This is a genomic window from Bradyrhizobium sp. LeoB3 (genome assembly GCF_055456055.1).
The window spans coordinates 1-21677 of the sequence record NZ_JBVBEF010000097.1 but is presented as its reverse complement, the minus strand read 5'-3'; the positions used below and the strand labels follow the sequence as shown (position 1 = coordinate 21677).

20 protein-coding genes are annotated in these 21677 nt (G+C 62.2%); 17 read left to right on the top strand and 3 right to left on the bottom strand.

Annotation, left to right across the window (positions count from 1 at the left end; genetic code table 11):
* Nucleotide 1 precedes the first annotated feature (1 nt).
* The 9 genes from ACZXDY_RS36930 to ACZXDY_RS36890 all read left to right on the top strand — a co-directional run bounded on the left by ACZXDY_RS36930 (nt 2) and on the right by ACZXDY_RS36890 (nt 6466).
* Nucleotides 2–1213: a type II secretion system F family protein gene (locus ACZXDY_RS36930; RefSeq protein ID WP_464348938.1), complete on the top strand. Its 1212-nt coding sequence runs from the start codon at nt 2–4 to the stop codon at nt 1211–1213.
* Between the two features lie 16 nt (nt 1214–1229).
* Nucleotides 1230–1745: a type II secretion system major pseudopilin GspG gene (gene gspG / locus ACZXDY_RS36925; RefSeq protein ID WP_464348937.1), complete on the top strand. Its 516-nt coding sequence runs from the start codon at nt 1230–1232 to the stop codon at nt 1743–1745.
* The gene (locus tag ACZXDY_RS36920; RefSeq protein WP_464348936.1) at nt 1738–2202 is read left to right on the top strand and encodes a prepilin-type N-terminal cleavage/methylation domain-containing protein; all 465 of its coding nucleotides are present in this window, start codon (nt 1738–1740) and stop codon (nt 2200–2202) included. The genes gspG and ACZXDY_RS36920 overlap by 8 nt, the downstream gene beginning before the upstream one ends.
* Nucleotides 2183–2587: a prepilin-type N-terminal cleavage/methylation domain-containing protein gene (locus tag ACZXDY_RS36915; protein ID WP_464348935.1), complete on the top strand. Its 405-nt coding sequence runs from the start codon at nt 2183–2185 to the stop codon at nt 2585–2587. The genes ACZXDY_RS36920 and ACZXDY_RS36915 overlap by 20 nt, the downstream gene beginning before the upstream one ends.
* Complete coding sequence (locus tag ACZXDY_RS36910) at nt 2584–3309, top strand: PulJ/GspJ family protein (protein WP_464348934.1); 726 nt, start codon at nt 2584–2586, stop codon at nt 3307–3309. Before ACZXDY_RS36915 ends, ACZXDY_RS36910 begins: the two co-directional genes overlap by 4 nt.
* A 70-nt stretch (nt 3310–3379) precedes the next feature.
* Nucleotides 3380–4198, top strand: a complete 819-nt coding sequence (locus ACZXDY_RS36905) for a type II secretion system minor pseudopilin (RefSeq protein WP_464348933.1) — start codon at nt 3380–3382, stop codon at nt 4196–4198.
* The gene (locus ACZXDY_RS36900) at nt 4198–5271 is read left to right on the top strand and encodes a PilN domain-containing protein (RefSeq protein WP_464348932.1); all 1074 of its coding nucleotides are present in this window, start codon (nt 4198–4200) and stop codon (nt 5269–5271) included. Before ACZXDY_RS36905 ends, ACZXDY_RS36900 begins: the two co-directional genes overlap by 1 nt.
* A 17-nt stretch (nt 5272–5288) precedes the next feature.
* Complete coding sequence (gene gspM / locus ACZXDY_RS36895) at nt 5289–5837, top strand: type II secretion system protein GspM (RefSeq protein WP_464348931.1); 549 nt, start codon at nt 5289–5291, stop codon at nt 5835–5837.
* Nucleotides 5837–6466 carry a hypothetical protein gene (locus ACZXDY_RS36890; RefSeq protein ID WP_464348930.1) on the top strand — a complete coding sequence of 210 codons (630 nt, stop codon included), beginning with the start codon at nt 5837–5839 and terminating at the stop codon, nt 6464–6466. The genes gspM and ACZXDY_RS36890 overlap by 1 nt, the downstream gene beginning before the upstream one ends.
* A 5-nt stretch (nt 6467–6471) precedes the next feature.
* On the opposite strand, the gene ACZXDY_RS36885 is transcribed toward ACZXDY_RS36890, so the two are convergent.
* Nucleotides 6472–6885, bottom strand: a complete 414-nt coding sequence (locus ACZXDY_RS36885; RefSeq protein ID WP_464348929.1) for a prepilin peptidase — start codon at nt 6883–6885, stop codon at nt 6472–6474.
* 340 nt (nt 6886–7225) lie between these two features.
* Here ACZXDY_RS36885 and ACZXDY_RS36880 point away from each other — a divergent pair, with 340 nt between their 5' ends.
* The 4 genes from ACZXDY_RS36880 to ACZXDY_RS36865 all read left to right on the top strand — a co-directional run bounded on the left by ACZXDY_RS36880 (nt 7226) and on the right by ACZXDY_RS36865 (nt 12490).
* Nucleotides 7226–7972 carry an EfeM/EfeO family lipoprotein gene (locus tag ACZXDY_RS36880; RefSeq protein WP_464348943.1) on the top strand — a complete coding sequence of 249 codons (747 nt, stop codon included), beginning with the start codon at nt 7226–7228 and terminating at the stop codon, nt 7970–7972.
* The gene (locus tag ACZXDY_RS36875; protein WP_464348928.1) at nt 7969–9345 is read left to right on the top strand and encodes a cytochrome c peroxidase; all 1377 of its coding nucleotides are present in this window, start codon (nt 7969–7971) and stop codon (nt 9343–9345) included. Before ACZXDY_RS36880 ends, ACZXDY_RS36875 begins: the two co-directional genes overlap by 4 nt.
* Before the next feature lie 256 nt (nt 9346–9601).
* On the top strand, nt 9602–11710 hold the full coding sequence (locus tag ACZXDY_RS36870) for a phospholipase C (RefSeq protein ID WP_464348927.1): 2109 nt from the start codon (nt 9602–9604) through the stop codon (nt 11708–11710).
* 114 nt (nt 11711–11824) lie between these two features.
* On the top strand, nt 11825–12490 hold the full coding sequence (locus tag ACZXDY_RS36865) for a hypothetical protein (protein WP_464348926.1): 666 nt from the start codon (nt 11825–11827) through the stop codon (nt 12488–12490).
* Nucleotides 12491–12494: 4 nt separating this feature from the next.
* Here the strand turns inward: ACZXDY_RS36865 and ACZXDY_RS36860 are convergent, their stop codons facing one another.
* Nucleotides 12495–13925 carry a cytochrome c peroxidase gene (locus ACZXDY_RS36860; protein WP_464348925.1) on the bottom strand — a complete coding sequence of 477 codons (1431 nt, stop codon included), beginning with the start codon at nt 13923–13925 and terminating at the stop codon, nt 12495–12497.
* A gap of 290 nt (nt 13926–14215) precedes the next feature.
* Here ACZXDY_RS36860 and ACZXDY_RS36855 point away from each other — a divergent pair, with 290 nt between their 5' ends.
* A complete protein-coding gene (locus tag ACZXDY_RS36855) occupies nt 14216–16009 on the top strand; it encodes an alkaline phosphatase family protein (RefSeq protein WP_464348924.1) in 1794 nt (597 codons plus the stop codon).
* 319 nt (nt 16010–16328) lie between these two features.
* Here the strand turns inward: ACZXDY_RS36855 and ACZXDY_RS36850 are convergent, their stop codons facing one another.
* On the bottom strand, nt 16329–16727 hold the full coding sequence (locus tag ACZXDY_RS36850) for a response regulator (RefSeq protein WP_464348923.1): 399 nt from the start codon (nt 16725–16727) through the stop codon (nt 16329–16331).
* A gap of 96 nt (nt 16728–16823) precedes the next feature.
* On the opposite strand from ACZXDY_RS36850, the gene ACZXDY_RS36845 reads away from it, so the two are divergent.
* From ACZXDY_RS36845 to ACZXDY_RS36835, 3 genes are all read left to right on the top strand, one after another.
* Complete coding sequence (locus tag ACZXDY_RS36845) at nt 16824–17825, top strand: chemotaxis protein CheB (protein WP_028162725.1); 1002 nt, start codon at nt 16824–16826, stop codon at nt 17823–17825.
* 9 nt (nt 17826–17834) lie between these two features.
* Complete coding sequence (locus ACZXDY_RS36840) at nt 17835–18116, top strand: hypothetical protein (protein ID WP_028162724.1); 282 nt, start codon at nt 17835–17837, stop codon at nt 18114–18116.
* Nucleotides 18117–18441: 325 nt separating this feature from the next.
* Nucleotides 18442–21609: a CheR family methyltransferase gene (locus ACZXDY_RS36835; RefSeq protein ID WP_464348922.1), complete on the top strand. Its 3168-nt coding sequence runs from the start codon at nt 18442–18444 to the stop codon at nt 21607–21609.
* Nucleotides 21610–21677 lie beyond the last annotated feature (68 nt).

Here is a 21677-nt window from a genome sequence, read left to right as displayed (position 1 = left end):
CGTGCCGAATTTCCGCTACCGCGCCCTGACGCAGAACGGCGAGATCGTGAACGGCACGATCAGCGCACCGACGGCCGCCGAGGTCGCGCGCCGGATCGAATATCTGCGGCTCTTGCCGATCGAAACCATTGAGGACAAACGAGCTTCTCCCGGTGCGGGAGGTCTCGGCCTGTTCGGCCGGCCGGGCGCCGCCGAGATCACCACGTTCACGCGCGACCTCGCACTGCTGCTCAAGGCCGGCGCCCGCCTCGACGACGCCCTTGAACTGCTGTCCGGCGATGCCGATGTCGGGCGGATGCGCCCGGTGGTGGCGAAGATCCGGGCGGCTCTCCTCGCCGGCGAGAGTTTCGCCGATGCGGTGGCAGATCATCCGAGCTTGTTTCCGCCGATGTATGGCGCCTTGGTGCGCGTCGGCGAAGTCTCGGGCACGCTCGATTCCGTGCTCGAAATGCTGGGCGCTGAGCGCGCGCGTTCAGAACAGATGCGGCGGAAACTCACCGACGCGATGCAGTATCCCGCCTTTGTATTGGTCGCGGCTTCGGGCGTGATGCTGTTCTTTCTTCTGTTCGTGCTGCCGCAATTCTCGACCGTGCTCGGGGATTTCGGTGCGAAGTCCGATACGGCGCTCGCCTCCTTCATCCAGTTGTCGGATTTCCTGCGTGCCAATGCGACGGCAGCCATGTTGATCGCGACTGCGACCATTGCAGTCGTCTGGTGGTTGTTGCGCCAGGCGAGCGTGCGCGCTGCAATGATGAACGGGCTATCGCAGCTACCCCTCATCGGCAACATCTTTCAGTTCTATCGCGCCAGCCTGTTCTGCCGCAATCTCGGTGTCCTGCTCGGCAGCGGCGTCAATCTCACGGCCACCTTGCGTATCCTGGTTGACATCATGGCGGTGACAGGAAGCGAAGCGAGCTGGACCGCTGCAGCCGATCGCGTCCGGCATGGCGGGAAGTTGTCGGAAGCCCTTGCCGTCGCCAACAGCCTGCCGCCGATGGCGGTCCGCATGCTTCGGCTCGGTGAAGAAACCGGGCAATTGCCGATCCTGTCGGGACGGGTTGCGGAATTCTACGAAGCAAAATTGCAGCGCAGCCTTGACCGTATCGTCGGCATCGTCGGACCGCTCGCGATCATCACGATCAGCACGGTCGTCGGCGGATTGATCGTGTCGGTCATGACGGCGCTGCTGTCCGTCACACAACTTGTCGGCTAAGAGCAAGGGTCACATCATGATGTCGCTCCGGAGTATCGCTGAATTGCTGGCCGCCCGCTTTAAGCATCCGGGCACCCACGAGAGCAAAGAGCACGCTTATCGCGGTCAAGAGGGCTTCACGCTGGTCGAAATGCTGGTTGTGATTGCCATCATCGGCCTGATCATGGGCTTGATAGGCCCGCGTGTGCTCAATTATCTCAGCGAGTCCAAGGTCAAGGCCGCGCGCATCCAGCTGCAGAGCTTCTCGAGTGCACTCGACCTGTTCTATCTCGATGCCGGCCGGTTTCCTTCATCTGCCGAAGGTCTCGCCGCGCTGGTGCAGCGGACGCCGGGGCTCGCCGCCTGGAACGGGCCGTATCTGAAGGGCGGCAATGTCCCGAAGGATCCCTGGAATCACCCTTACGTCTATCGGTCGCCCGGCGAGCACGGTCCCTATGACATCGTCTCCTATGGCGCCGATGGCCAGGAGGGTGGCAGCGGCAATTCCGCCGACATTTCTCTCGAAAAGACGACGGCCTCCCGAGATGAATGACGTCACGCAGCGCGGTTTCACCCTGCTGGAGATGGTGTGTGTGCTCGCCATCATCGCATTGCTCGCTGCCGTGCTGCTGCCGTTCATTCCGCGTCAGACATCGCGGTCGCGGCTGCAGGCCTATGCGTTGCAGACCGCGACGCTCCTGAAAGCGGACCGTAATGCCGCCATCAACCGCAACACCAGCATCGCGACGCTGGTCGATGCGCCGAGCCGCGTGATCCATTCCGGTTCGTCGCGATCGACGGTCCGCATTCCAGAGGACGTACGTTTCGATGCGCTGTTGCCGCAAACCTGCCAACGGCAGGCGGCGCTGTCGACCATTCGCTTCTTCGCCAACGGCAGTTCATGTGGCGGATCCATCGCGCTGACACGGTTCGACGCCGGCTATGAGATCCGCGTCAACTGGCTCACCGGAAGGGTCGAGGTTGTTTCCCGTGAAACCGTCACCAATTGATCGCCCCGACGCGGGCTTCACGATCATCGAGGTGCTGGTCGCGCTGGCGGTGGTGGCGGTCTCCATTATCGCGATCGGCACCGTCATGGCCGGCAACATGCGTGGCGTGCGGGCATTGGAGCAGCACGTGGCGCTGATGCAGGCGGCGCGCACCTTGATGACGGTGGGTGTTCCGCCGCGCGCGGAATTGCAGCAGGGCACCTCGACGGGCCAGGCCGAGGGCTATCGCTGGACCATCGACGTCAGTCCGCTTGGTGACGATTGGAATGTGCCGGGCGCCAATGTGCCATGGACGGCCGAACTGGTGAGGATACGCGTCAGGTCGCCCACTGGCGCGCTATCCGATGTTCGAACCGTACGCTTGATGCCGAGGCCATCAGAATGAGCCCGGCATCGGCAACACGGCGCGCCCATGAGCGCGGATTTACGCTGATCGAGACCATCGTCGCGCTGGCGTTGATGGGGCTATTGCTGTCGGCGCTCGCGAGCATCACCGCGCAATGGCTGCCGAACTGGAACAAGGGATTTGGCCGGATCCAGCGCAGCGAACTGGCTGGGATCGCGCTCGAGCGGATTGCCGCGGACCTGGCCGCAACCGAATTTATTCCCGCCAACCGCGACTCGCGTCGTCCGCTGTTCGACGGATCGGAATTGTCTGTCACGTTCGTGCGGACAGCGGTGGGGCCGAACGCGGGGCCAGGGCTCGACGTGGTGCGTCTCGGTGAAACCAAAGATCGCGGCGAATTCGTCACGGTCCGCTCGCGGACGCGCTTCACGCCGTTGCCCGTTGGGCTGTCGCTGTCGGAACAAACGCATCTCGGCGATCCGGTGGTGCTGCTGCAAGCGCCCTTTCGACTGTCATTCGCCTATGCGGGTCCCGACCATGTCTGGAAAAGCACGTGGCGAAACGAGGACCGGCTGCCGGCAATGATCAAGCTGACGGTGCGTGATGCTGCGAGCCAGCGCGTGCTGTCGGTCTCGACGATCGCGCCAGTCCATGTGCAATTGCCGAGTGACTGCACGAAGCCGGACGGCAAATGCAACGATAACAACGCGCAAGGCGCTACTGAACCGGGGGGACGCGATGACAGTGATCGGCGCACGTAAACCCTCAGGCGAACGCGGCTTCGTCATCGTTGCCGTGCTTTGGATCCTGGCGGCGCTGTCATCGCTCGCGATGGTCTTTGCCGCCTATTTATCGGCATCCACGCGGGCGATCGCCGTCAACGAGACGGCGCTGCAGACCGAAGCCTTGGTATCCGCGAGTCTCGAACTGACGGCCTACCAACTGGCGCTGGCGGACGAACGTACCAAGCCTCCCCACGGAGCCTTCCAATTCCGCATGGATGATGCGAGCGTCCAGGTCGCTTTCATTTCCGAGGCCGCCCGCATTGATCTGAACTTCGCTCCCAAGGAAATGTTGGCCGGCCTGTTTGCCACGCTGGGCGCCCGCAAGGACGCGGCCCTTGAATATGCGGATCGGGTCGTCGGCTGGCGAACCCGTCCCGTTCCCGGTAGCGCGAACGAGGAGGAGGCGCGTTACAATTCTGCCGGCTACTCGCCGCGGCAGGCTCCGTTTGTCCATGTCAATGAATTGGCGCTGGTCGTCGGCCTCCCGGCCGCGCTGGTGGAGCGTGCACTGCCTTTCGTGACTGTGTTTAACGGATCTCCCGATGTCGATCCGGCGATCGCGGCGCCGGAGGTCACCCAGGCGATGCCTGACAAACCTGCGAACAAGCCCAATTCGTTCGCAGATAGTTCGGCCTCGCTGAACCGGCCCCGGCCGGCGTCGCCGTCCGATTCGGGGAAGAACGATGCGTCGACCGCGACGAGTCCTTGTTATCGCGTCAAGACCACGATCCGTTTCCGCAATGGCCGCCGCAGCACTTCGGAGGTCGTGATCGCCATGGGCGACAAGGTCGACCCCTATCGCGTGTTGTCCTGGCAGGATGACATTGCGCCGCGAAACGTCGTTTCTCGTCGCGGGAGCACATGATGGCGATGATCGCGCAGGGCAGGGAGTGGTTCGAGCAATGGATCGCGGCGGTCGCCGGTGCGGTTGACGGCATGACGGACAGGCTGGTGCGTCAGCGCCGCATCCAGCTTGACGAGAATGCTGACGGCACATTCACCGCCAGCATGACTGCATCGAAAGACAATCTGGCTCCGACGATTCTCTCCTTCCGGATCCGGCACGGCGCCCCGGAGCCGACGTTGCCGGCGCAGTGGAGTGCGGTCTTCAAGGGCAGCCGTGTCGAGGTGCAATTGCCATCTGATCATGTCATGACCCGTCTGCTCGACTTCCCAACGCGGGCGGCTGATTTTCTCGATGGCATGATTCGCTCTCAGGTCGACCGCCTGACGCCGTGGGCGGCAGGCGAGGCGGTGATCGGCTGGAGTTCGCCGGTCCCGGTTGCTGTCGATCGGATCGAAGTTGTCTTCAGTGCGACCTCGGCGTCGAAAGTCGATCCGTTGGTGCAGTTGGTGGACAGGTTGGGCGCTGCTTCCGTTGCCATCCATGCGCCGGCCGCCGGCGGCAGCGGCACGCCGGTCCGGGTGAAGCTGCTCGACAAGCGGCTGCGCAGCATGGCGGGACCGAACGTGCGGCGCTTGTTGCGCGTCGCCCTGATCTCCACGGGCGTCGCCGCCGCTGCCTCATTGTTCCTCAGCATCTATCTCGGCGGTTCGCTGCAATCTGAACAGGACGATATCCAGCGGCAGATTTCGCAACGCCGCGCGGCATTGCGGGTTGACGCCAATGGCGTGGCGTCCGGCATCGGTCTCTTGGCAAAGCGCAAGCAGACGACGCCATCGAGCGTGATGGTGCTGGAAGCGCTTTCGCGCGTGCTGCCCGACACGACCTATGTGACCGAGCTGCGCATCGAAGGCGACAAGGTGCAGGTCGTCGGCATGACCCAGGACGCCCCCGCGCTCATCCGCCTGATGGAACAGTCGCCGCAATTCACCCGCGCCACATTCTTCGCACCGACCACCCGCGCGGCGAACGAGTCGGGCGAGCGCTTTCACGTCGAGGCCAATATATCAGCGTATTTTGGATCCGGCTCATGAACGCATCAGCCCGGTCATTGAAGGCAATCAGCACCTCGCCGTTCGTGGCGGCCGCGACCTATATCGGGCTGCTGATCCTGCTGCTGTTCGTGGCCATATCGTCGCTTTCCGATCTTATCGGTCAGCGCAACGAACTCGCCTCGTTGTCGGCGATGCTGGCGCAGTTGGAGGGCCGCACGCCCAGAGCAGGCGGGGCGCCCGGTGAGACGATGCCAGCTGGCTCGGCCTATCTCGAAGGCGCCACGGTCACAGTTGCCGGCGCGACGCTGTTGCAGCGCGTGGCGGGTTCGGTGACCAAATTCGGCGGCAATGTATTGTCGACCCAGCTCGATGTTCCCAATACACCTGCGAAGGCCGGCTTCATCAGCATGGTCGCGAGTTTTGAAATCGAGCAACAACAGTTGCAACAGGTGCTTTACGATCTTGAGGCCGGCATGCCGTTTCTGTTCATCGACCAGCTCGTCGTGCAGACCATCCTCGATGGGGCGAACACGAACACGGGCGAACGCCTGGGCAAGCTGCGCGTTCTGCTGGGCGTCTCCGGACAGTGGCGGGGGGCCAAGTAATGCGTTTGGCAGTCATCGTCATGAGCTTCGCGTTGTCGGTTCAATCCATGGCGGCGGCTACGCCTGACGCATCCGGCGATGCACTCGATGCTGGGCTATTGGATGACACACGGCTCGGCGGACCCGTCCTGACATCTCCGCCGCCTTCCGAGCCTGTCACGACAGTGCGCGCGGTTCCACCGCCGGCGGCGCCGGTCCGGCAACTCAGCGCCAATCCGTTGTGGGGCATTCCGCTGACGCAACTATCCCACACGCGCGAGCGTCCGGTGTTCTCGCCCTCACGGCGGCCGCCGCCCGTCGCTGTCGCCGAGCCTGTCGTCACCAAGCCGCCGCCGCCGCGGAAGAAGGAAGTCGAACCCCCGCAACTGTCGCTTGTTGGCACCATTGCCGGAGATGACGAAGGCTTCGGCATCTTCCTGGATCAATCGACCAATGCTGCATTGCGGCTGAAAGTCGGCGAAGATTTTCAGGGCTGGAAGCTGAGTGCGATTCGCGGGCGGGAAGTCACCATGGAAAAGGACGAGCAGGGCGCTGTGCTCACACTGCCGCCGCCGGGCGGCGAGGGTGGTGGCGAGGTTCATCTCGTCCCGGTGAGCACGATCAGAACGCCATTGGTGACACGACGTTAGCTAATTCAGAACCATCGCTGGAAAGCCGGCGTGAGCAGCAAGCCGAGGGCCAGAAACGGGCCGAATGGCATCGATGTCTGGCGCTTCATCTGGCGTCCGGCGAGTTGCAGACCGCCCGCTGTCGCGAGCGCGGTCAAGGTGGCAATCAACAGCAACGTTGGAATGCCGGTGACGCCGATCCAGGTCGCGGCGGCTGCGAGAAACTTGACATCGCCAAGCCCGAGCCCCTCGGTTTGTCGTAGCAGGAAATAGAGGCGTCGCAGCAACAAGAAGATGACAGCAACCGCGGCGGCTTCACCGAGCGTCTCTAAGCCTTCTGTCTGGTTCCCAAAGACCATCGCTTGCGCAACGCCAAGCATCGCAATCGTAAAATTCAACCCATCCGGAATGATACCGTGACGAAAGTCGATCAGCGCCAATGCGCAGCACACCACGCTAAGGGCGATATAGAATCCGAGGAACTGCACAGATTCATTGGCGATTGGCATGAGCGCTACGATGAATGACGAAATGTGTGAGTGCTTACCAGAATTTCGTTCACGATCAGCAGCTCAATTTTCAAGCAACCGCACAAGTACGGAGCGGCCTTTCGGGAATGTGATCGTCGAAAAAACTCTTCACAGCAGAAAACCGCAACGTGCAATCAGTCTGTCACAAAACCGCATAGGAAGCTGACAATATTTCCCGTCGCTGCGAGCGATAGCTGATGCGTGAATGACGGTGAATAAGATGCGAGTGGCGACATGCCTTGCCTTGCTGGTGACGTTGATCGGTGTGCGTTCCGCAGACGCCGGAGTTCTTGATGAAGGCGCCGAACGCTATCGGCCTTACATGATCGAAGGGATTGATAGCGCGCTGGCGGGTGCACAAGCGCTGCGTGAAAGGGCTGCAGCAGGGGATCTCGGGGGCGCGAAGAAAGCCTGGATCTCGGCTCGTGCCGGCTGGGAGCGCTCCGAAGTCTTCACGACCGGCTTTGTACCCGAGCTTGACGCGAAGATTGACGCGTGGCCGAGCGCCGACAGCGGGTTCCATGCCATCGAAGCGAAATTGTTCGGCGCCGGCCAGACCGACGTCGACAAGGATGCTGCCGCTTTGGTCGAAGATCTGAATAATCTGCACGTCAAGCTCAAGGACATGCGGCTCACGCCGCAGGGATTGCTGGATGGTACGGCGCGCCTCGCTTACGAAGTCGGGGAAAGCAAGGCCGATGGTGGCGAATCCCGCATCAGCGGCACCTCGCTCGACGACATGCGCAACAACATCGCCGGCATCGACTTCGCCTACCACACGATTTTCTCCGCCGCCCTCAACACGGCGGACGGCAAGCTCGATGAAATGGTGACGAATCGGATCGAGCTGCTTGAAGCGATTGTTGCGGCGCCCGACCTGCCGCATGTCGATATCCCGCGGTTGCGCCGCGCCAGCGAGGAACTGGTGGTGGCGCTGCAGACTGCTTCGGCAAAGCTTGGACTGCAACGGCCGACGCTGGAGGCCCAGGTGCGATGAACTCGCCTTGGTTGCGGCTGACGGCGCTTGCGTCCGGTCTGCTTGTCGTCGCGTCGCTTGGACGCGCGCTGGCTTTTCCCGTCGACGGCAATCAGACTGTCCTGCCGACAAAAACCGAGCTGAACGAGGATGCGCTCGACAAGCCGCGCGAGGTGTTCCAATCGGAACGCGCCGGCGCGAAGTCGTATATGGTGAATCTCGGCGACCTCGCGTTCAATTCGCCGTCGATCCTGGGCGAGGTGGCACGGCAAGCCGGCGTGAGCTGCGGCACCTGTCATGTCAACGGCGTCGGAAACGCCAAGTTCTTCATGCCGAAGATGTCGACGCGGCCCGGAAACTTCGACGTCACCGGCCCCTTTTTCAATCCGAAGGCGAACAATCTCGTGCTCGATCCGGTGAGGATCCCGAGCCTGCGCGGTGCGCGCTATCTCGCGCCGTACGGCAGCGACGGGCGATCGGCTTCGCTGCGCGACTTCATCCACAACGTCATCGTGAATGAGTTCGCCGGGCCCGAGCCGTCGCCGGCGATCATCGACGCCATCGTCGCCTATGTTCAGGACATCGACTTCCTGCCCAATCCGAGCCTCGGTCCCGGTGGCCGGCTGGTTGGCAATGTCAGCGAGTCCGAACGTCGCGGCGAAGCCTTGTTTTCCAAACCATTTCCGCATGATCCCGGCTTGAGCTGCGCCGGTTGTCATGTCCCGTCAGTTGCCTTTGTCGACCACCAACAACATGACGTTGGCTCCGGCGGTCTGTTCAAGACGCCGACCCTGCGCAACGCGGATTTCAACGCACCCTATTTTCACGACGGCCGCTTCGACAGCTTTGATCAGGTCGTCGATCATTTCGACCGCGCATTCGATCTCGGCTTGTCGTCCCAGGACAAGCGCGACCTCGTGGCCTATCTCACGGCGGTCGGCGATGGCGTGCAGCCCTATGAACGCGATGGCGCCGGCGCGACGCTGAAGGAAATCAATGACTTCAACATGGTGCTTGCGACCGCGATTCCCTCGGGCGACAAGGCGATCGTCGCGCTTGCCGTGGACACCATCGGCCAGGAGCTGCGTGAGCTCACTGAGCGATATCCCCATCGAAAGAACACCAGCGTGTCGGGCGGCGAGCAGCAGCGGGTTTCGGCGCGCAACAGTCTCAAGGAACTCGTCCTCATGCTGCGGCGAATCGACATCGCCGTAAGCGAAGGGCGCAATGCCGACGCCGCGACTGAGTTCAGGAACTATCGCTATCTCATGGCCGCGGCTGTTCCTGCGCTGCTGGCAGGCGCGGAGCCATGGTCGCTGTTCAATCAGGATGTGCATGATCAGCACTACGCGACGCTGCGCCAGGTGATGCAGTCGAAACATCTATCTCACTAGGTCGCTGCTGCGTTGCGCGAATTTGTCTCCGCAGAAATTCTCGCGCGATAGCATCGCGCATCACTTCCAAAACTCCTGAGCCCTTGTCGCGCGATGCGAATGCATCGGTCGCGATGCATGCATCGCGGCATTGGACGCTACGCAGAAAATTTTTGAGCGAGTCAAAATTTCTCGCGCGCTTTCACAGCAACGATAAGCGTGCGTCATGTTGCCGCATTAGACGATGTGTCGCCAACCACAACCTTTGGAGTCGATAATGACTTTCAATCATAAGAAGAACTGGCGAACCACCACGGCACTTTGCGTCATCTCAACAGTCGCTGTCGCAACAGCCGCTTATGCAGCACATTATCCCGGCGGCCGAAGTGATTGGGACAAGCGCTCGCATCACAATCATTTCGCCCATGACAATCAGGGCAACGATCACGACGGGAACGGTCACCACGGTGACAACGGTCACGACAACAACGGCCACCATGGTGACCACGGTGACAAGGACAATGATCCGGCTGACAAAGTGAAGACCGCATCGCCGATCAAGCACGTCATCATCCTGATCGGCGAAAACCGCGGGCTCGACCACACGTTCGGAGTGTACAAGCCGAAGGGCAGGGGACAGACCATCTCCAACCTGCTGTCGAAGGGCATCGTCAACGAGGACGGCTCGCCCGGTCCGAACTTTGCGCAAGCTCAGCAATACTCGGTCGCCGCGCAGTCCTCTTTCTATGTTGGCGCACCGACGATTGCGAAGTCGCCCTACAGCGCGACCAACACGATGCCGCAGCCGAACACGGCCGGAACGCCCACCGCGCAGAGCGACACCGGTGCTCCGTTCAAAACGATCGCCGAAGCCAGCGTCGAGAAGGACATGGATTCGAGCGATCTGGATATCCTCACGACCGGCTTCAGCGGCCTGCCGACTGGCGCTCTTGATACCCGCGTTCCCGGCGCTGGTCACTTGACCGGACCGTTCGCGCTGCAGGGTGAGCAGATCAGCGACGACGACTACACCGGTGACACCACGCATCGGTTCTATCAGGACTGGCAGCAGGAGGATTGCAGCGCGGCCAGCGTGACCAAAGCCAACAACTCCGGTTGCCTCAATGATCTGTTTCCGTTCGTGATGGCGACCTACTCGGCGTCCAACAAGAGCATGGCCAACTCGATGGGCTTCTATAATGCCCAGCAAGGGCAGGCCTCGATCCTAAAGATGCTGGCTGATCGCTTCACGCTCGGTGACAACTTCCATCAGTCGTTCCACGGCGGCACCGGCGCTAACCACTTTATGCTCGGGACCGGCGACGCAGGCTTCTGGAGCGACGGCAAGGGCAACCCGACCACGCCGCCTGCTAACCTGATTGCAAACCCGAATCCGATGTCCGGAACGGTGAACCGCTATACGGTGGACGGCAACTTCAGCGATTGCTCTGATGTGGCGCATCCCGGCGTCAAGCCGATCGCGACCTATCTGAACAATCTGCCGTATGCGGCCGAGCCGAACTGCAAGCCCAACCACTACTACATGCTCAACAACACCAATCCGGGCTATCTGCCGAACGGTGCGCTGGCGGGCGGAAGCAGCATGCCGCCGTCGTCGGTGCGGACCATCGGCGATGCCCTGATGGAGAAGAAGATCTCCTGGGCCTTCTACGGTGGTGCGTATAATGACGCCGTGGCGCTTTCGAACGCAGCGGTTGCCGCCAACCCGAGCAATCCGGATCTGAACGCGGCCGCGCTCGCCGATCCGGCCCACGCGCTCGGTGTGGCTTACTGCCAGATCTGTAATCCGTTCCAGTATGCGACCTCCATCATGGCCAACCCGACCGTGCGTCAGGCTCACATCAAGGACACTGCCGATCTGATCACGGCGATCCAGGACAACAAGTTGCCTTCGGTGTCGTTCGGCAAGCCGGACGGTCTGCTAGACGGCCACCCGCAAAGCTCGAAGGTCGATCTGTTCGAGGCCTATGTGCTGAATGTCTTGAACGCGCTGGACAACAATCCGGAGCTCAAGGCGGAGACCGCGGTGTTCATCACCTGGGACGAAGCCGGCGGCTACTGGGACTCGGGCTACATCCAGTCGATCGATTTCTTCGGTGATGGACCGCGTATGCCGATCCTCATCCTGTCGCCCTATTCGACCGGCGGCAAGATCTACCACAACTACGGTGACCACGTTTCGTTGCTGAAATTCATCGAACGTAACTGGAGCCTGCAGCCGCTGACGAACCGCAGCCGCGACAACCTGCCGAATCCGACATATTCGAGGAACAACGAGTATGTGCCGACCAACAGCCCCGCGCTCGCTGACATGTTCGATGCGTTCGATTTCAGCAAGCCGGTTGCACTGTCCTATACCGAGTAGCTGAGCAGCGTTCCAAGAACGACTGGTCTGAAGATGGTGCCGATCGAGCCAACGGTTCGGTCGGCGCCACCGCATTTTTGTGCCGCCGAGGTTTTGCCGATGGATCGAGATCGGATGCTGGGGAGCAAGAGGCTGCGAGCATGCCTGCTTGCCTTGGTCGGTTCGGCGCTTGCCGGCACCTCGGCCGCGGCGCAGCAGTTTTCCGCGGACCTTGTCGCGAGACAAGGTGAGACGATCGTGCGCGTGGGAAGCCTGCGCGTGTCCGAAAGCAAGGTGAGGATCGAGACAGCCGATTTCGCCGATGGCTTCTTTCTGGTCGATGGGGCGAAGCCTGCGGCCGCTTTCGTGCGCCCGCGCGCGAAGGTGTTCATGGACGCAAGGCAGTCAAGTCCGCTGACGCAAATGTTTGTCCCGGTCGATCCCGATGAACCCTGCCGGCAATGGTGGGCGATGGCATCGCTGGCGGCGCCTGTGGAGCCCGATAATTGGCATTGCGAGCGCGACGGAGAGGGAACAGTCGGAGATCGTAAGGCGGACGTCTATCGGATCGTTGCGGCTCCCGGCGGCGGCTTTGTCGGGTGGATCGACCGTGAGCGCAAGTTTCCGGTGCAGATCAAGACCGGGGACGGAACGATGATCGCCATCGAGAACATCCGCGACGAGCTGCAGCCGGCGCAAGCGTTCGAAATTCCCTCTGGCGCGCGCAAATTCGATCCGCGGGCGTTGATCGATCGTATCAGGCAGAGCGATGTATGGGTCGCTCCGCCCGCCTCGGAGTGACCGGTCACTGCGCTTGCTTGGCTGTCGTTTGCAGCATCCGTCCAAGCGCCGCATAGTGCGACTGGTGGACGTTGGCGTTGAACAGCGACCACGGTTCGGCTTTCTTCAAGGCGACGGGGACGTCGAAGGTGGCGAGCGTCGAGAACCTCTCGTATTCGGCCATGGCCTCGTCGAGATGGCCGGCAGCGACCGCAAGATCAATCCGGCGCAGGCTGAGCACCAGGCCCTTGACGGCGGTGCGCGCCGCAAGCCGCTCCTCCTGGCCCCCGATCGAAGCATACCTGATATCCGGAATATGCTCGGTCAATTCACGCAATTCAGCGCCTACGCCCGTGACGGCCAGCGACACCACGGCTGTATCCGCGGCGGGGATGGCGAGCTCCAGGACGCTCGCGAGCTCACGCACTTCCTTCATCCGGATCGCCACGCCGTCCTTGTCGAACGGGCGGTCGCCGTCGCCGACCGCAGTCAGATATGCGACGAGATCCTGCGTGTCCTGAGAAGAGAGACCGAGCTCGAAGATGCGGTCGAAATGTCCGACCACTTCTTCATAGGTGTCGTAGCGGCCATCGTGGAAGTAGGGCGCGTTGAAGTTGGCGTTGAGCAAGGTCGGTGTTTTCACCAGACCGCCTGAGCCCACGTCATGGCGGGCCTGGTCGGTGAAGACACCCGTTGGAACATGGCAGGTGGCGCAGTTCAGTTGGGGCTGGTGCGGAAACGGCTTGAAAAACAGTTGCTCGCCGTGGCGCTCGGCGGCGCTTGCTTGTGCGCTAAGCATGCCGCCGGGCGAAAGCCTGGGATTGGGGAGAAAATCGATGTCGTTGATGTAGGCGACAAGGCCGTCCAGGACGGAATCGCTCGGTCGCGGCCCCTGAAACTCGTTGACGATGACGTTATATATAAAGTCGCGCAGCGAGGTGATGCGGCCGTCGTGCCCGTAGGGCGCCAGGAAGCGCGCGCCGCGCAGGCTGGGGATCCGGACCGGATCGAGAATGCTGTTGAATGCTTTCGGATTGAACATCAGGCTGGTGGTGTCGAAGGTGCCGGGGCGCGAGGAGGCGCCGGGAACGAACAGCTTCGGATTCGATGTCCCGTTGACGTGACAGGTGCCGCAGCTCATTTCCGCCTGCCGCGCCTTGCCGCCCAGGATGGAAGGCGAGTTGAATGCGAGATCGCCAAGATTGACCAGGTAGGACTTGCGCCCGCCCATGGCTTCCGAGTGGAACAGTTCGCGCGGTTTCGCCAGCACTTCCTCGGAAAATTCCGTCCCGGTCGGCAAGACCGTCTGATCGCCGCCCAAAGGAAACGCCTCTGTCCGCAAGGGAATGAGCGCTGCAACAAGCGCAATCAGCACGATCAAAGCGCACGAAGTGGTGCGATGCGCGGCAGCCGCGCCGTCTCGGCGCGAGCGGCACGCAAGAATGTCCCTGGTCATCACGACAAAGCCCCTGCAGCAATTGGTTGGGTGGTCTGTGAACAGCAGATGTCGCACGGATGACAGTGTCCCTGCTGGCGAGACCGCAGCTGGACTGGATAGACAGAACTTGTCGTCGGTTTGATGACGATCAGATGGCAGAGCACACCTCGATATCCGTCTAAGCATGGAGCTGACGTCTCAGCGTGCGCGCGACTCCTTGCATTGTCGGAAAACAGTCATCGGATCGAAATGTGCGGCAGATAGCCTCACCTTGTTTCATTCCATCTTTGCTCTCAGGGGAGAAAACCATGCGGCTTTGGGGAGCCATTCCCGCGCTCACATTGGCTGTTGGTGCGATCGCTGTCGCGCCGGTGGCCAAGGCAGAGAATCTCGTCGACAAGATCGTCGACCAGTTCAAGCACGACAAAGGCGACGACTTCAAACATCATGACCATGGTCATGATCACGGTCACCATGACCATGACAGTCTGCTGAAGGCATACAAGCACGTCGTGATCATCTATCAGGAGAATCACAGCTTCGATAACCTCTACGGCCACTGGGGCGACGTCGGTCGTGACAACATCAACGCCGTTTCCGACGCCGATCAGCCGCACACACTGCAGGCCCGCCAGGACGGCAAGACGGTCTACACCTGCCTGTTGCAGAATGACGTCAACCTGACCTCTCCCTCGCCGTTGCCGACGAGCTGCACCGACAATGGAAGCTCGGTCGCCATCCTCAGCGCCTTCAAGAACAAGCCGTTCGAAATCAACGACTTCATTCCGACGTCGGCAACCACCTGCCCGAAACCGATCGGCGCTTTCGCGTCTCACGGCTTCCTCAACGGCACCGGTCTGCCCGGCGGCTGCACGGAGGACATCGTGCATCGCTTCTACAGCGAGCAGTATCAGATCAATGGTGGCCGGCAGAACCGCTACATGACCGGCAGCGATGCTGCGGGTCTCGTGATGGGCTATTACGACACCAAGAAGCTGCCGATCTACCGCTATCTGCACGATCGCGGCGCGCCGAATTACGTCATCGCCGACAGCTTCTTCCAGGGCGCCTTCGGCGGTTCGTTCCTTAACCACCAGTTCCTGGTCGCGGCCGCCGCTCCGCAATTCGTCGGCGCATCCAACGACGGCAGCGCCACCGACCTGCACTCCATCGTCGACGCCAACGGCATGCCGACCAGCACGCCGCTTTACGCCCCGCTTTCCACGGTGAAGGATGCGCAACTGACGGCCAAGTGCAGCCAGGCTGGTTTGCCGGCCGGGCTCGCCTGCGGCGACTATGCCGTCAACACCACCCAGCCATTCTATCAGCCCTATTCGCCCGGCACGGCGGATGCCCGGCGCCTGCCACCGCTCAACACGCCCAGCATCGGCGACAAGCTGTCAGCCAAGCACGTCGACTGGGCCTGGTATTCGGGCGGCTGGTCGAACGCCAATGGTGACGTCGGAGCTTCGGGCTGGACCAACGGAAACGGCACCACCTGCACCGACCCGAACCATCTGCCCACGGCGGTCTTCCCCAATTGCGCCGACGTGGACTTCCAGTTCCACCACCAGGCGTTCAACTATTTCGCCAACTACGCACCCGGCACGAAGGCCCGCAAGGATCATCTGAAGGATGAGGCAGAGTTCATCCAGGCGGCAAAGAACGGCAGGCTGAAGGACGTCAGCTTCATCAAGCCGATCGGTGAAGAGAATGAGCATCCTGGCTATGCCAGCGAGGCCGAAGGCAGCCAGCATCTGGTTGACCTGGTCAAGGCGATCACCGAGGGGCCGGACGGCAAGGACACCCTCATCATCATCACCTATGACGAGTTCGGTGGTCAGTGGGATCACGTCCCGCCGCCGCCCCACAATCGTCGCGGCGATGACGCGAAGGCTGCGGACCAGTGGGGACCTGGCACCCGTATCCCCGCGCTCTTGATCTCCAAGCGCTTCGAGAAGTCGGGCGTCGCCCACGAGGATTACGACACCACCTCGATCCTCAAGCTGCTCGAGAAGCGCTTTGACCTCGATCCCGTCGTGACCCGGCCGGTGCGCAACCTCGCAGTGGCGCTCAAGGCCGGCGATTCCGATCGGCATTGAGGAGAAGCAACAAGGCGAGCTGGCCCGCATCTCCGTCAAGAGCGGGCCAGTTGATTCAGGTTCTGTCGGTGCGATGAATTCTTTCACGCCTCGCGACCCCCGCAGGATGGCGTCCTCACGAAGCGGGGACCCATAACCACAGGGAGGTGCTCTGGCGCGAGCAAGCAGTTGCAGCGGAGCACATCACAAAGTCCTGTGGTTATGGGTCCTGGGTCAAGCCCGGGGACGACGCCGTCATTGCGAGCGGAGCGAATCAATCCATAGCGCCGCAAGCGGAAAAATGGATTGCCTCCGCCGGTCGACAATCCAGACGACGCTTTCAGTGCTGCAGCATCAGCTCGCTCAGCCCGCGGGTCATCGCGGCAAGATCGAGCGGCTTCTCCCATAGCTGGATGTTTTCAAATTCCGGGTCGATCGCGCTTCTGTCATAGCCGGTCGTGAAGACGAACGGGATGCCTCGGGACCGCAACGCATGTGCGACCGGGAATATCGACGCATTTCTGAGATTGACGTCGAGCACTGCGCCGTCAACCGTCCGAAGTCCATTCAGGATGGCCAGCGCATCCTCGACATCGCCGAACGGCCCTTCGATCTCGGCGCCGAGCGCCCGGCACGCGCGCGCGATATCGTCGGCGAGGAAATATTCGTCTTCGACGACGAGGATGCTGCGTCCGGTCAGGACGCCGCTTTCGCGAAGAAGGACAGGTGCTGCCATCATGCCTCGAGCCTCCTTCGCCGTCCGAATCCTATTGAGGTTAGGAACATAAGGCGAAGCCGCGCCTTGTCGTAAACACTCCAGAGTACGACGGGTTCCATGGTCAACCGCGACATTATCGTCATCGGGGGCTCTGCCGGCGCGACGGCGCCGCTGAAGGACATTTTGAGCAGGCTGCCGGCCAACCTGCCCGCCGCGCTGTTCATTGTGCTGCACATCCCGGCCCAGGGGATTGGAGTCCTCTCGACCGTGGCAAGCGCGGCCGCCAAGCTGCCCGTTCGCCAAGCGGAAAACGGCATGCTCATCGAGCATGGCAATATCTATCTCGCACCGCCGGACCATCATCTGCTGGTGTTCAGGGATCATATGATGTTGGGCCGCGGCCCGCGCGAGAACATGGTGCGTCCGGCGATCGATCCGTTGTTTCGCTCCGCCGCGCTGCACTACGGACCGCGAGTGATCGGCGTCGTTCTTAGTGGATTTCTGTCCGATGGGGGGGCCGGGCTGAACGCGATCAAGCGCTGCGGCGGCTTCGCCCTGGTGCAGGACCCCAAAGACGCCACCGCCGACGAGATGCCGCTGCGCGCGCTCGAGGCGACCACTGTCGACCTCTGCGTCCCCGGGAGGCGGATCGGCGACGTGCTGTCCGACCTGGTTCGAGAGGCGCCGGGTGCCGCGCTGCCGATCCCGCCGGAGATCCGGCTGGAAGTCGAGATCGCCGCAGGTGAGCGCATCGGCAGCGACAGGCTGTTGCCGATTGCCGATCCGGCGTCGCTGACTTGCCCGAGCTGCGGCGGCGTACTTTCCGAGCTCAACAATGGTCATCCCTTGCGTTTCCGCTGCCAGGTCGGCCATGCCTTTACCGCCGATGTGCTGGCCAAGGAGCAGGAAGGCCGGGTTGACGAAGCCTTGCGGGTGGCGCTGCGGATCATCGAGGAGCGCGCCGAACTGGTTCACCGCATGGCGCTTGATGGCCGCCAGAGCGGCCGGGCCGCGGTAGCCCAAATGTACGAGGCGCGGGCGGCGGAATATCGCGAATATGCCGACATGATCCGGCGCGTCGTGCTAAAGTCGCTGGACCCGCGGCCTTCCAAAGCTTAGGCGGTGCCAATGGTCATATCGCTTGCCGAGCGTGCCGAAGAGCTCAGGGCGGAGCGGCGTGTTCTGCTCAAGGCCGACGGCGATATCGAGGAAGGCTTAAAACGGCTCCAGAACCAGCAGGATCTGCTGCTCGATCTGCAGGCTGCCGGTCACGATACGACGCAGGCCGAACGCCTGGTCGTTCTGCTCGAGCAGACCCTGCTGCAATGGGAGCACCATCGCACGCTGATCGAGCAGCGCATCGCGTATCTTGAGAATGAGATCTATCCGCTGTCGATCAAGGGGACGTGAGGCGTGCAGGCTTCGTGATCAGGCGCCAAGCCCGAGCGTACGTCGCACTGCTGCAGCGCGCTCTGCCTCCGGCGACAGCTCGCGGTCAGCCGCCGTTGATCAGGGGGTGAGTTCTTCAGGACGTTTCCGGGTTCCGGAGCCGCCAGCGCCGGTATGCGCGTTCTTCGGAGGCTATGCGTAGGGACCTCATGGCGCCGGGCGACCAGATCGCACTCTCGCGCGTTATTTCGCCGTAATCTCTGTTGGGATAGTGTCAAATTCTGCTATGTGCGTGGTTTGGCACGCTAAATCAGGCCCCTGACAGAACAACGAGAGCCGCCGCCCCATGAGTGAACCCGGATCGGAACCAGCGGATGGCCGGCGTCGGGCCAAGGCGCCGTTGATCATCGGCGTCGGCGCGTCCGCCAGCGCGATGGATAGTATCGAGCGTTTCTTCTCGAAACTGACGCTGAATTCCGACCAGACCGTCGTGTTGGTGTTGCAGCACCGTGAGGCGTTCGACGAACGGCGGCTGCGAGAGATGCTGCAGCGTTCGGAAGGCACCAAGCTTTCCGAAATCGAGGACGGCGCCGCGATCGAAGGCAGCACGATCTATCTCTGCCCCGCCAACAGGATCGTCAGCATCCATGGTGATCGACTGGCGATCCGTGCGGCCGAGCAGGCGCCGGGCGAACGCGCTACGGTCGACAGCTTCCTGGTATCGCTCGCGGAAGAACGGGCCGAGGAGGCGATCGGCGTCGTCCTCGCCGGAACCGGCGGCGACGGGACGCTGGGTGTGGCGACCCTGAAGGACCACGGCGGGCTTGCCATCGCCGAACGTGTCGCCAGCGATCATGCCGACCCACACGTCGACAGTAACAATGCGGCCGCAATCGCCGATTTCGTGCTGCCGCCTGACGACATTCCCGAGCACATCCAGGTCTACGCCCGCCATCTGCGGCGGCTGGAGGAGAGGCAGGGATTTGACGAAATCCTCGCCGCCGCCGCCAGTTCGCTGTCGCGTATCGCCGACATCCTGCGCAATAAGACCGGTAATGATTTTCACGGCTATAAGCAGAACACCTTCCTCCGCCGGGTGCAGCGGCGCATGCAGGTGGTGCAGATCGACGAGATCGCCGCCTATGTCGATTACTTGAGACAGGACAAGGATGAGGCGCAGCACCTGTTCAATGACCTCCTGATCGGGGTCACCGAATTCTTCCGCGACAAGCGCGAATTCGAGGTGCTGGAAACCCAGGTGATCCCGAAAATTTTCGAGAACAAGGCTGCGGGCCAGCAGGTCCGCGTCTGGGTGCTGGGTTGTGCCACCGGGGAAGAGGCCTATTCGATAGGCATCCTGCTTCGCGAGTACATGGCCAAGCTCGACTCGCCGCCGCAGGTGCAGATCTTTGCCACCGATATCGATGGGCGCGCGCTTGCCGCGGCCCGGGTCGGTCGCTATCGGACCACTATCGAGGGCGACATGTCGCCGGAGCGGTTGGCGCGCTGGTTCGTCCGCGAGGGCGACACCTATTGCGTGGTGAAGGAGCTGCGCGAGATGTGCATCTTCTCGCAGCATAACGTCATAAAGGACGCGCCGTTCTCGAAGCTCGATCTGGTGTCCTGCCGCAATCTCCTGATCTATCTGAACGCCGAGCTGCAGAACCGGGTCATTCCCCTGTTCCACTTCGCGTTGCTGCCGGACCGCTTCCTGTTCCTCGGCAACTCCGAGAACGTAACGCGGCATCCAAAACTGTTCGCGCCGGTGGATCGTCGGGCACGCATCTTCAAGAAGCTCGAGACCGGCACCCGCCTGCCGCCCGAATTTCCGATCACGACGGCGGCCGGGCGCGCGACCGTCGAAGTCCCTCCGGTGCGATCCGTCGGTCCCGATGTCGGGCTGGAGCGCCGTGCCCAGCGCATCGCCGAACGCTACGCGCCCGCCTATGTCATCACCGACGAGAATTTTCAGATCCTGCATTTCTCCGGCCGCACCGGCCGCTATATCGAGCCGACCGCGGGTGCGGCGACGCTCGACCTGCTCAGTCTCGTGCACCGCGATCTCCGGCTGGAATTGCGGACCGCGCTCGGCCGGGCCGCCGAAACCAAGGAGACGGCGCATGCCGAGCAGGTGCAACTCGGCGTGAACGGCCATCGCATACTGGTCGATATCACCGTCGAGCCGATTCAGGAACGCGCTGCCGGCCACCGCAATTTCGTCGTGCTGTTCAAGGACGGTCCGCTCCGCGTCGTCGATAGCAAGGAGCATAATCCCAACACGCTGGTCAGGACCGAGCACGTCGAGCGGCTTGAGAGCGAATTGCGGGCGACGCGCGAGCGTCTGCAGGCCACCATCGAAGAGCTCGAAAGCACCAACGAGGAACTGAAATCCTCCAACGAGGAATATCAATCGCTGAACGAGGAATTGCAGTCGGCGAACGAAGAGCTGGAGACCTCGCGCGAGGAGCTGCAGTCGGTCAACGAGGAGTTGACGACCGTCAATGGCGAGCTGGCGCACCGCGTGCAGGACCTGACGCGTGCCACCAGCGACCTGAAGAACTTCCTCGAGAGCACGCAGATCGCGACCGTGTTCCTGGACAATGACCTCAAGGTGATGAATTTCACGCCGGCGATCACCCAGGTGCTGCACCTGGTCGACACCGACGTCGGCCGGCCGATCGCACATATCAAGGCGCGGATTCCGATCGAGGAGCTCTACGACGAGGTCCGCCGCGTACTGCGCACGCTCGCCAGCGCCGAGCGCGAACTAAGCGCGCCCGACAGCGGCACGCGCTACATCGTCCGCGTCCTGCCGTACCGGAGCATCGACAATTTCATTGCCGGCGTCGTCATCACCTTCATCGACGTCACCGCGATCACGCGCGCGGAGGAACGGCAGCGGCTGCTGCTCGCCGAGCTTCAGCACCGTGTCCGCAACACGCTCGGCGTCGTCCGCTCGATTGCGCGCCGCTCGGCTGAAACCAGCTCGAGCGTCGAGGAATATGCTGCGCATCTCGACGGCCGCCTGAACGCATTCGCGCGCACCCAGGCGCTGGTGACGCGCGACCCCGAAGCCGGCGTCGATCTTGAATACCTCGTCATCGAGGAGCTGCTCGGCTACAATGCCCATGAGGGCGAGCAATTACGCGTCTCCGGCCCGCAAGTACGTTTCCAGGCAAAGCCGGCGGAGACTTTCGCGCTCGCCCTCCACGAACTTGCGACCAACGCGCTCAAATACGGCGCGCTGAGCCGGCCTTCCGGGCGCATCGAGGTCACTTGGCGGATCGACGACGCGGTCGATCCGCCGCGACTGGTTTTCGACTGGCGCGAGCGGGGCGGACCGCCCGTCACGCCGCCGCCGCGCAAGGGTTTTGGCACCGAACTGCTGGAGCGGACGCTGGCGTTCGAGTTCAAGGGGCAGACCATGATCATGTACAATGCTGCTGGCCTTCACTGTACCATTACCATTCCGTTGAGCCGGCGGACCATCCATACGCCGGCGGTGGACGGCTAGAGCGTGTTGTTTTTTAGCGGAATCGGGATTCCCAATTGGAGGAATTTCTGATTCAAACTCCATGCTGG